The 10048-nt window shown below is 44.9% G+C and carries 10 protein-coding genes, 2 tRNA genes and 1 rRNA gene; 2 read left to right on the forward strand and 11 right to left on the reverse strand.

What is annotated here, in order from left to right; genetic code table 11:
- A partial coding sequence (locus VK097_RS01290; RefSeq protein WP_324209988.1) for a YdiK family protein occupies window positions 1-208 on the forward strand: 208 nt, incomplete at its 5' end.
- Between the two features lie 2 nt (window positions 209-210).
- Here the strand turns inward: VK097_RS01290 and VK097_RS01295 are convergent.
- The 3 genes from VK097_RS01295 to moaC all read right to left on the reverse strand — a co-directional run bounded on the left by VK097_RS01295 (window position 211) and on the right by moaC (window position 2841).
- On the reverse strand, window positions 211-1623 hold the full coding sequence (locus VK097_RS01295; protein ID WP_324209989.1) for an MDR family MFS transporter: 1413 nt from the start codon (window positions 1621-1623) through the stop codon (window positions 211-213).
- Window positions 1624-1706: 83 nt separating this feature from the next.
- Entirely contained in the window at window positions 1707-2345 is a 639-nt protein-coding gene (locus VK097_RS01300; protein WP_324209990.1) for a redox-sensing transcriptional repressor Rex, read from the reverse strand.
- Window position 2346: 1 nt separating this feature from the next.
- Complete coding sequence (gene moaC, locus VK097_RS01305) at window positions 2347-2841, reverse strand: cyclic pyranopterin monophosphate synthase MoaC (protein WP_324209991.1); 495 nt, start codon at window positions 2839-2841, stop codon at window positions 2347-2349.
- A gap of 213 nt (window positions 2842-3054) precedes the next feature.
- Between moaC and VK097_RS01310 the strand changes: the two genes are divergently transcribed.
- Window positions 3055-4968: an ABC-F family ATP-binding cassette domain-containing protein gene (locus VK097_RS01310; RefSeq protein WP_324209992.1), complete on the forward strand. Its 1914-nt coding sequence runs from the start codon at window positions 3055-3057 to the stop codon at window positions 4966-4968.
- A 307-nt stretch (window positions 4969-5275) separates the two neighbouring features.
- On the opposite strand, the gene tsaD is transcribed toward VK097_RS01310, so the two are convergent.
- From tsaD to VK097_RS01350, 8 genes are all read right to left on the reverse strand, one after another.
- The gene (gene tsaD / locus VK097_RS01315; protein WP_324209993.1) at window positions 5276-6286 is read right to left on the reverse strand and encodes a tRNA (adenosine(37)-N6)-threonylcarbamoyltransferase complex transferase subunit TsaD; all 1011 of its coding nucleotides are present in this window, start codon (window positions 6284-6286) and stop codon (window positions 5276-5278) included.
- Window positions 6283-6732: a ribosomal protein S18-alanine N-acetyltransferase gene (rimI, locus tag VK097_RS01320; protein ID WP_324209994.1), complete on the reverse strand. Its 450-nt coding sequence runs from the start codon at window positions 6730-6732 to the stop codon at window positions 6283-6285. The genes tsaD and rimI overlap by 4 nt, the downstream gene beginning before the upstream one ends.
- Window positions 6725-7426: a tRNA (adenosine(37)-N6)-threonylcarbamoyltransferase complex dimerization subunit type 1 TsaB gene (gene tsaB / locus VK097_RS01325; RefSeq protein WP_324209995.1), complete on the reverse strand. Its 702-nt coding sequence runs from the start codon at window positions 7424-7426 to the stop codon at window positions 6725-6727. Before tsaB ends, rimI begins: the two co-directional genes overlap by 8 nt.
- A gap of 12 nt (window positions 7427-7438) precedes the next feature.
- The gene (gene tsaE, locus VK097_RS01330) at window positions 7439-7900 is read right to left on the reverse strand and encodes a tRNA (adenosine(37)-N6)-threonylcarbamoyltransferase complex ATPase subunit type 1 TsaE (protein WP_324209996.1); all 462 of its coding nucleotides are present in this window, start codon (window positions 7898-7900) and stop codon (window positions 7439-7441) included.
- The gene (gene thiL, locus VK097_RS01335) at window positions 7897-8880 is read right to left on the reverse strand and encodes a thiamine-phosphate kinase (protein WP_414672142.1); all 984 of its coding nucleotides are present in this window, start codon (window positions 8878-8880) and stop codon (window positions 7897-7899) included. Before thiL ends, tsaE begins: the two co-directional genes overlap by 4 nt.
- A 413-nt stretch (window positions 8881-9293) precedes the next feature.
- Window positions 9294-9370 (reverse strand) — tRNA-Asp (locus VK097_RS01340).
- Window positions 9371-9517: 147 nt separating this feature from the next.
- A tRNA-Met gene (locus VK097_RS01345) sits at window positions 9518-9594 on the reverse strand.
- A 133-nt stretch (window positions 9595-9727) separates the two neighbouring features.
- Window positions 9728-10048: ribosomal RNA gene (locus tag VK097_RS01350) — 23S ribosomal RNA — on the reverse strand; the annotation flags it as partial.

Raw genomic sequence — 10048 nt, forward strand, 5'->3', positions numbered from 1 at the left:
TTTTATGAAAATATCACCAAAAATGATGGGAATCATTTACTCCCTGCTGGGCATTTTATTCACCTATGTTGCCGTCCTGAGTGCTGACGAGACGATCTGGAATTTTCTAACCATACTGCTCGCCTTTTTCGCCACACTCGATTTTGGTGTCAGTATACGCATGTTTATCATCCACTTCAAAATAAAAAATCATAGGAATAAGAAGTAGTGCTATTCAGATGCACTGCTTCTTTTTAATTCATCCGTACCTTTCATGATAAATGAGACGGGTATCATCAACAGGATAAAAATACCCGCTATCATGAATGCCTCGTTCAGAGCCTGCAATGAAGCCTGCTGTGTTTCGATGTCTCCCGCGAACAGCTGAGCACGCCTTACCTCGTAATAAATTGAGAAGAACACGATCCCAAATGAAGAAAAGATCTGTCTGATTACATTGTTCATCGCAGACCCCTGAGCGACTTGAGGATCGGGTATCGCGTTCATCCCGGCTGTCGTTGCCGGCATATTGCACATGCCAAGACCGGCACCACGGAGGCTATGCAGCACCAGGATAAACCAAAAAGATGTGGACATTGTATTAAACCCGAGCGCCAATGTGAAGCTGCCGAGAAGCAGAAGGCCAATCGGCACCACATATTTCGGTCCTTTCAAGTCCAGCAGTTTACCGCCCAATGTCATGAACAGACCACTGAGCAATGCTGAAGGGAGAAACAAGAGGCCGGTCATAATTTCGCTCATGCCGTAGACTTCCTGAATAAGAAGCGGCAAAAGGAAAATCCCCGAAAACAAGCCAATTGACGCGGTTGCTGTGACCGCAATCGAAACTGAATACGTCGGGATTTTAAAAATGGTCAGGTTAAGCAATGGCTGCTCCTGCTTCGTTTCATATTTAACAAAAACAACAACCAGCAGAACCCCGACTATGATACAGCCTATACTGATCGGCGACAACAATAGTTCCAGCGTCGAACCGCGGCCAAGTGCATACAGGATTGCACCAACCCCGCTTGTGATCAGTAAAAAGCCGACCACGTCAAATTTCAAGTCAGGATTTTTTTCCGTCGGTTTCAAATAGCGGAGACAAAACAAAGTCCCAGTAACGGCAAACGGAATGTTAAACAAAAAAAGAAAAGGCCATGCAAAGTATTCAATCACAACACCGCCGACTGTCGGACCAATCGCCGGAGCAACCATTGCAGCGACACCATAGATTCCAACAGCCATCCCCCGCTCCCTTTTCGGAAAGGCATTAAAAATCAGTGCCATTGCAATCGGCATCATCAACCCGCCGGCGGTGCCCTGAACAGCCCTGGACATAATAATCATCGGCAGATTCACTGATAAAGCCCCCATGATGGATCCTGCGGTGAAAATGAACAACCCGGTTATGTATATGCGCTTCTTGCCAAAACGGTCGCCAAGGTAACCTGTTAATGGCATTGTCATTCCCATCGAAACCATAAAAATCGTCAACAGCCAGCTGACCGCAACAGCATCCGCATCAAAAATCTCCATGAATGTCGGAAGTGTCGGATTCAGCATACTGTTATTCAAAATGACCGTAAATGTACCAAATAACACTGACATGACAACCAGCCATTTAGGATTGATTTTGCCCATCTTGACGCCTCCTGCAATTCTGCACTAAAAACCTTCTCTATTCCGACCATAAGCGATGAACATAGTGGATACAACCAAAATGATTAGGATCCTGAGTGCAGCGGATAGTGCTTTAGAAAATAAACAAGCGATTGCAATTCTGCCGCCAGATCAATATGATGGACTCGAATCGATGACGGCACCGTAATTCGTGCCGGAGTAAAGTTCAAAATTCCGGAAATACCGAAATCAACGAGTCGGTTCGTAATGGCTTGCGCTTCATCGGACGGGACTGTCAGAATAGCCACCGATACCCAGCCCATTTTTTCTTCCAAATCATCGATATGATAAACCGGCACACTGCCAATGTCTGATCCGACTTTATCGGAATCCGCGTCAAAAGCCATCACGATTTTCGTGTTATTGTTTTTCAGGAAATTGTAATGTAAAAAAGCGGTGCCAAGATTCCCCGTCCCGATCAAGGCGACTTCTGTCAGTTCATCCTGATCCAGTGTTTTCCGGAAAAAGCCCAGCAAGTATTCCACATTATAGCCATACCCTTTTTTGCCCAGTGCACCAAAATAAGAGAAGTCACGCCTAATGGTCGCTGGATCAACTTTAACCGCCTCACTCAGTTCTTTTGATGAAACACGTTTTTTGCCTTGGTGGCTCAGATTATTTAAAAAGCGGTAATATAACGGCAGCCGCTTGGCCGTCGCCTGCGGTATTTTATCTTGATCCATGTCAGTCCTCCCCGGCATCCCGGTGATAGTCACCTGATTTACCGCCAGTTTTCGTAACTAAATAGGTTGGGCCGATAATCATGCCTTTATCAAGTGCTTTACACATATCGTATACCGTCAGCGCCGTTGCGGAAGCTGCTGTCAACGCTTCCATTTCCACACCGGTCGACCCCTTTGTTTTAACCGATGCTTCAATCTGCAGTTCGTAAATATCATCTGCAATCTTCCAATCAAATGAAATATCGGTTCCCTTCAATTGCAGCGGATGACACATGGGGATCCAGTCGGAGGTGTTTTTGGCGGCCATAATCCCTGCTACTTGCGCAACCGCCAGAACGTCCCCTTTTTTCATGGTATTGGATATGATTTTTTCATAGATTTCCTTCGTCAGTTGAATGCTCGAGGCAGCTGCGGCTGTACGTTCCGTTTCCTGCTTTTCACTGATATCAACCATTCGTGCTCTGCCCTGTTCATTAAAGTGTGTGAAATCTGACATCGTTTCATCTCCATTTAGCCATTTCTATCGTCGCCCCTATTCTATCAGAAAAAAATTGATAAGTCGTGATAAAGTGAAACTTCAATCGGTGGGGGGCTTTTTCCCCACTGATTGTTAGTTGAACCAAATCGGGCATTTAGGGATTAATTTCACAATATGATTGCCCTTCCAAATTGGAATAAGGTACACTTGGATGGAATGGAGTGAACAACAATGATATTAATGCAGCTCAATGACGTATCCAAGTCATTCGGAGCCGAAGAAATACTAGCTAATATTAAACTTGAAATAAATGAAAACGACCGGATAGCGATTGTCGGCAGGAATGGCGCAGGAAAGTCAACGGTTTTAAAAATTATGGCGGAAGAGCTTACCTATGATGAGGGTGAGGTTTTCAAACCAAAAGACCTTTCCATCGGCTACTTGACCCAGCATAGCAGTCTTGAGTCGGATAAAACCATCTGGAATGAGATGATCACCGTATTTGACGGATTGCTCGCACAGCAGCGGGAACTGCGCAAATTGGAAGAAAAAATGGCCTATGCTGATTCGCTCTCCGAGGCTGATTATGATCAGCTTCTTTTGGATTATGACAGGAAACAGCAGGCTTTCGATGCAGACGGCGGCTACCGGTATGAGGCAGACATTAAGGCTGTGCTCACCGGGCTGAATTTTCAGGATTACGATTATAACTCACCAATCAACGAGTTGAGTGGCGGGCAAAAGACTCGGCTGGCGCTTGGGAAGCTGTTGTTGAAAAAACCGGATCTGTTAATCTTGGATGAACCGACGAACCATCTTGATATCGACACAATGACCTGGCTCGAAAATTACCTGGTCAGTTATCCCGGCGCCGTTACAATTGTGTCGCACGACCGCTATTTCCTTGATAAAATCGTGTCAACTGTTTATGAAATCAGCCGGCATCAGTCGAAAAAATATAATGGCAACTACAGCTATTACCTAAGGCAGCGAGCGTTAGATTATGAGAAGGCATTAAAGGAATTTGAAAAACAACAGACCGAGATCAAGCGAATGGAATTCTTCATTCAAAAGAACATTGCACGGGCCTCGACAACAAAGCGTGCCCAAAGCCGACGAAAACAGCTCGCAAAAATGGAAACACTTGATAAGCCAAAAGGTGATGAAAAATCAGCATCATTTTCATTCCGGATCAACCGTCCCAGCGGGAATGATGTGCTGAAAGTTGATCAGCTTGCTTTCCGATATGAAAACGAGGCAGTGTTTTCCAATGTAACGATGCATGTCAACCGCGGCGAACGGATTGCCCTGGTCGGGCCAAACGGTGTTGGAAAAACGACTTTATTAAAGGCAATCCTCGGACGATTACAGCCGGAAGCGGGATCGATCACAATCGGCACCAATGTCCAAATCGGGTATTATGACCAGGAACAGAAGATGCTGAATTCGGCCAAAACGGTGTTGGATGAACTGTGGGATGACTACCCGGACATCGACGAAAAGGATATCCGAACCGTATTGGGGAATTTTTTATTTTCCGGTGACGATGTTAAAAAAGTTGTCAATTCACTGAGTGGCGGCGAAAAAGCACGTCTGTCATTGTCTAAACTGATGATGCAAAATGCCAATTTGCTCGTACTGGACGAACCGACCAACCACTTGGATATTGACAGCAAAGAAGTTCTAGAAGCTGCCATGATGGACTTCCCCGGAACGATTATATTTGTATCCCATGACCGCTATTTCATCAACAAAATTGCTGATAAAGTGGTCGAAATGCAACGTGACGGAGCAACCGCCTATCTCGGGGACTATGACTACTATATCGAGAAAAAACAGGAAGAAGAAGAGATAAAAAAACTGGTTCAGGAAAAGGAAGCAATACAGACTGAGGGTCAGGGCAAGGCAAAGTTCCGGGAAGATAAGCAGCTGCAGCGCGAAAAACGCAGAAAAGAGCGCCGGATAAGTGAACTCGAAGAATCCATTGAACAGCAGGAAGCGGAACTCGCAGCCCTTGAGCAGCGAATGGCCGAACCGGAAGTGTATGAGGATCACGAAAAATCACTGGAGCTCACAAAGCAAACGAGCGAATTAAAGCAGGACATTGAACATTTAATGGAAGAATGGGCGTCGTTGCAGGAATAGGGTGGAACCGTTGATCAGAATTTCGCGGAGTTCCAGTGCTGCTATTTCGCGTGACTCAAGATTGATCAGAAGAAGTTTGGGATCCCCCAAACTTTTTTAATTTGGACTCTTAATTCACGAATTTGTTTTTCACTAATCCACAGACATGCACACAAATCAACAGTTTATTTACCGATTTTCAACAGGGTTATGCATATATTCCACAAACAAACCGGAGTTATACACAATTTTTCGTCCACATTTTCAACAGCGAGTATACCTGACATCATAAAAAATATCCACAGTACTGTGAATAAGTTTGTGGATATTAATTAAGCATCAGTGAAGGATTCGCATTTAAATCCCAGCCGGATCGCTCTCCCTGTTTATAGGCAACAAATCCCGCCGCGGCAATCATGGCCGCATTATCGGTGCACAAATTAAGCGGCGGCATCAGCAAGGGGATATTCGTACCGACGAATCTGGATCCCAGTGCTTTTCGTAAACCTTGATTGGCCGCAACTCCGCCGGCTACAATCACTTGTTTCACATTATACTTTTGGGCAGCTTTCCACGTTTTGGCGGTCAGCACATCAACAACGCTTGCTTGGAAACTGGCGGCAATATCTTCCTTGTTTAATAATTGTCCGCGCTGTGAGGCATTGTGAATAGTGTTGATAACTGATGATTTCAATCCGCTGAAACTGAAATCAAAGCTGCCTTCCTCCAGCCATGCCCGCGGAAGGTCTATCGATTCATCTCCCTCAGCTGCCAATCGATCAATCTGAGGGCCTCCGGGATATGGCAATTCCAGCATGCGGGCAACTTTGTCATACGCCTCGCCCGCTGCATCATCACGTGTCTCGCCGATTAATTCGTACGATCCGTGCTCGTTCATCAGGACAAGCTCCGTATGGCCGCCGGACACAATCAGAGCCAAAAGCGGAAATTCGAATTCACGTTCAAATCGGTTCGCATAAATATGCCCGGCAATATGGTGAACACCAATCAATGGTTTTTGTTTAGCAAATGCCAATGCTTTACCTGCATTAACACCGACCAGCAACGCACCGACAAGTCCCGGTCCTTCTGTTACAGCAATCGCATCGATCTGCTCCCATGTCATATTTGCTTGACTAAATGCTTCTTCCAAAACAACTGTGATTTGCTCGACATGATGGCGTGATGCGACTTCCGGAACTACACCGCCAAATCGCTTATGACTGTCAATTTGCGACGCCACCACGTTTGAGATAATTTCTTTGCCGTTTTTAACAATGGCAACAGCCGTTTCGTCGCAGCTTGTTTCAATACCAAGAATATAATTATCCGTTTTCATGATAAATTCACCCACATCACAATGGCATCTTCCTGGTTATCCGTATAATAATTTTTACGGATACCACCCGGAACAAGTCCAAATTTTCGATACATCCGCTGTGCAATGGTGTTGGAAACCCGGACTTCGAGCGAAAACCGCTTCGCCCCCATCCGGACAGCCTGTTCCAATAAGTATAAAAAAAGCGTTTCTCCCAATTTTTGTCCCCGAAAGGCGGGGGTTACCGCGATACTGGTAACCTGTGCATCATCAATCACATGCCACATTCCCGCATAAGCGACCAGCTGATGATCAATCAACAGGACATAATAGTGCGCATGATCATTGTCGGTCAGTTCCTGCACGATGATGTCCTTTGGCCATGGTGCTAAAAATGTATTTTTCTCGACTTCCAGCACCGCATCAACATCGGACAATTCCATCTGCCGGATAATGAGCTCAGCCATTTTTCCTTTGTTCCTTTTTCAGCCAATTTGCTTCTGCTTCCGCCAGGCGCAAATAATTCGGGGTTAAGCCGTATGTGCTGTCAGGCTGAGTATGCAAGCCAGCAAACGCTAAATGTGACGGGTCAGCCATGTGGAATGGCCCTTCCGGAATAATCGCCCTGTCACCTAAATGAGTCCGAATCAAATCCTCATGCTTTGTTATATCCGGACTTAAAAAAAGAACTTCTTCCCTGCTTTCAGCCAGTTCTTTCAGCCAATCTTCCATCAGCACATTTTTTTCTTCACCGGATAATTCAAGTTTGTTATTTTTAGTTTGATACATCCCAGTGAATACCAATCCCCGGCGCGCATCAAAAAACGGACAGATATAGGAGTCATAAAAATGCCCCTGCCACGCGAGCGCTTCAAGACTGGAGATCCCGACAACCGGTATATCCAGTGACCATGCCATCGATTTTGCTGTCGTCAGACCGATCCGGACACCGGTGTAGGAACCCGGCCCTTTGGCGACTACAATCTTATCCAGTTCTGCCGGTGTCATGGCCACTTCATGCATCAATTGATTAATGGCCGGCATTAACCGGATAGAATGATTTTTTTTGATATTTGTCGTGATACTGCCGATTAACTGTTCATCTTGCAGCAGGGCTACCCCAAGTATTTGATTCGATGTATCCATTGCAAGTATATTCATGACAGAAGCTCCTTACAGTGCACCTAGTAATTCTGATGCAACAGAGTCAAAACGTTCGCCCTCCGGAAGAAATTCCAATAAACGGGTGTATTCGTCGATGTACGATATGTTGATGTTCAGGTATTCAGAGGGGAGAAATTCACTAATAAAGTGCGCCCACTCAACAAGACAGACGCCCTCACCATTAAAATATTCCTCAAAACCAATATCCTCTTCGGAATCCTCAAGACGATAGACATCCATGTGGTAGAAAGGAAGCTCCCCCTGATATTCCTTGATAATGGTAAATGTGGGGCTGTTGACTACCCGGGTAACACCAAGACCCGAAGAAAGTCCTTTGGCAAAGGTGGTCTTGCCGGCCCCGAGGTCACCCTCCAATGTGACGACATCGCCCGGTTTTAAAAATAAGCCCAATTGCTCGGCAACATGCTTTGTTTCCAATTCAGAATGTGTCTCAATTTGATACTCGCTCATCTTTTCACCTGCTTCAGGTGGGTATAACCCTTTTTCTCCAACCGTTTTTTGGTCTGTCCGCGGTCAACCAAAAATACGTCAGATCCAGAATCATCGCTGTTCTCGACATGTCCGATCTCAGTCACCTGTGTTTGTGTTAAGTCAGCAATCTGTTTAACGTCTTCCCAACTTTTTTTGGGAACAGTCCCAATCAATTCAAAATCTTCTCCGCCAAACATTTTCCATTTAAATTGCTGGTCGTCGCGGAATTGACCAAAATGTGTGCTGACAGGAACCTGTTCCTCATAAACGGTCAAACTGACTTGTGAAGCTTCAGCTATTTCGCTCGCTTCATTGGCTAACCCATCACTAATATCATTCAATGCCAGTCTTGGCAGAAATTCCAGTTCACTGGCAAAATCGGCATTGATTGATGGCATTCGATGTCTGCGATAATAAAATGCCTTATCAATATACTCACCCGGGTTAGTCAGCATAAAAAAGCCTGCAGCCGAATCACCTAATGTTCCGGTTGTAAATACAACATCACCCGGTTTTGCCGCATTTCTGTATCTTGCTTTGTTTCGATTGACATACCCAAATACCGTTATGGATAACGACAGTTCTTTCCCCGATACTGTATCCCCGCCGATCAAATCCATCTTATAGGTATTTCCCAACTCCGCCATTCCTTTATATATACCCTTCAGCTCGTCCTCATTCCAGGATTCCGGTATAACAATTGATACAAGATAAAATGCCGGAACAGCACCCATGGCAGACAAGTCACTGGTATTGGCTGCAAGTGTCCTATAACCAATATGGAATGGTTTCATCGTGGCTCTGGAAAAATGCACATCTTCAACGAAAGTATCAACAGCAGTAACAATATCCTGTGCAGACTGACGAAATACTGCTGCATCATCGCCAACACCTTTGATAATTGAAGGCTGTTTATACGTATGTTGTTTTATCGCATCAATAAATGCAAATTCATCCATTTTTACCACCAATATTATCATTTTTTACCTTTTTAGGCGAGAAGACCTCCACTTCACTTTTGTGATGGGCAAAGCCCAAAATTAAGTGAGAGATGAAGCGCTTTTTACATATGTTTTCCCGTACAGATTTCTCTTTAAAAACGTGATATATAAAATTGTGACAAGAAATACTTCGTCACGTAAAGTATCCAAACATTAGCTAAGTGGCGGTCAGTTCAAGTCTAATAATAGCAAAAACAGCCTGAAAAGCAAATTTGACAGAATATCCATTACGTCCTTCTTTTTGGAAAATTGATATTCGCTTTATATACAACAATGACCGTTTTCTTTTCAGTGAAAACGGTCATTTAGTATTATGTATTTTTATGATGACAAAGATCCTGTTTTATAGCCATACATTCATTAGCTTAAAATGGCGGTCCGGACGGGACTCGAACCCGCGACCTCCTGCGTGACAGGCAGGCATTCTAACCAGCTGAACTACCGGACCCTATGGTCAATATTTAGCTGAACTTCAAGGTACTGCTCAGTTTTAAAAAGCACCGATAAACATTCGATGCGGTCTTGGTTGCACTTTACAGCGCTACTGATATTCAACTAACACAGAAGCATATTCAGCGGGCCAGTTGAATTATTTTGGTTGCGGGGGCAAGATTCGAACTTGCGACCTTCGGGTTATGAGCCCGACGAGCTACCAGACTGCTCCACCCCGCGATATGATAAAGTATTAAATCAGATGAAATTTTGAAACTCAAGTTATATTATAGAGTGACTCAAATAAAAATGCAAGATATTAGTTTATACCCTGAAAACTAAATAAGAGATTCAACATTCAATGCTAAGCGGGTTAGTTAAGTCCTCGATCGATTAGTATCCGTCAGCTTCACGTGTCACCACGCTTCCACCCCGGACCTATCCACCTCATCGTCTCTGAGGGATCTTACTCACTTATAGTGATGGGAAGTTTCATCTTGAGGGGGGCTTCATGCTTAGATGCTTTCAGCACTTATCCTGACCACACGTAGCCACCCAGCTGTGCTCCTGGCGGAACAACTGGTACACCAGCGGTGTGTCCATCCCGGTCCTCTCGTACTAAGGACAGCTCCTCTCAGACTTCCAATGCCCACGACGGATAGGGACCGAACTGTCTCACGACGTTCTGAACCCA

Source organism: Lentibacillus sp. (assembly GCF_035301675.1).
GTDB lineage: Bacteria > Bacillota > Bacilli > Bacillales > Amphibacillaceae > Lentibacillus.

Excerpts from the sequence above, each read along its gene's own strand:
- VK097_RS01295 (WP_324209989.1), bottom strand. The coding sequence starts at position 1,623 with ATGGGCAAAATCAATCCTAAATGGCTGGTTGTCATGTCAGTGTTATTT.
- VK097_RS01300 (WP_324209990.1), bottom strand. The coding sequence starts at position 2,345 with ATGGATCAAGATAAAATACCGCAGGCGACGGCCAAGCGGCTGCCGTTA.
- moaC (WP_324209991.1), bottom strand. The coding sequence starts at position 2,841 with ATGTCAGATTTCACACACTTTAATGAACAGGGCAGAGCACGAATGGTT.
- VK097_RS01310 (WP_324209992.1), top strand. The coding sequence starts at position 3,055 with ATGATATTAATGCAGCTCAATGACGTATCCAAGTCATTCGGAGCCGAA.
- tsaD (WP_324209993.1), bottom strand. The coding sequence starts at position 6,286 with ATGAAAACGGATAATTATATTCTTGGTATTGAAACAAGCTGCGACGAA.
- rimI (WP_324209994.1), bottom strand. The coding sequence starts at position 6,732 with ATGGCTGAGCTCATTATCCGGCAGATGGAATTGTCCGATGTTGATGCG.
- tsaB (WP_324209995.1), bottom strand. The coding sequence starts at position 7,426 with ATGAATATACTTGCAATGGATACATCGAATCAAATACTTGGGGTAGCC.
- tsaE (WP_324209996.1), bottom strand. The coding sequence starts at position 7,900 with ATGAGCGAGTATCAAATTGAGACACATTCTGAATTGGAAACAAAGCAT.
- thiL (WP_414672142.1), bottom strand. The coding sequence starts at position 8,880 with ATGGATGAATTTGCATTTATTGATGCGATAAAACAACATACGTATAAA.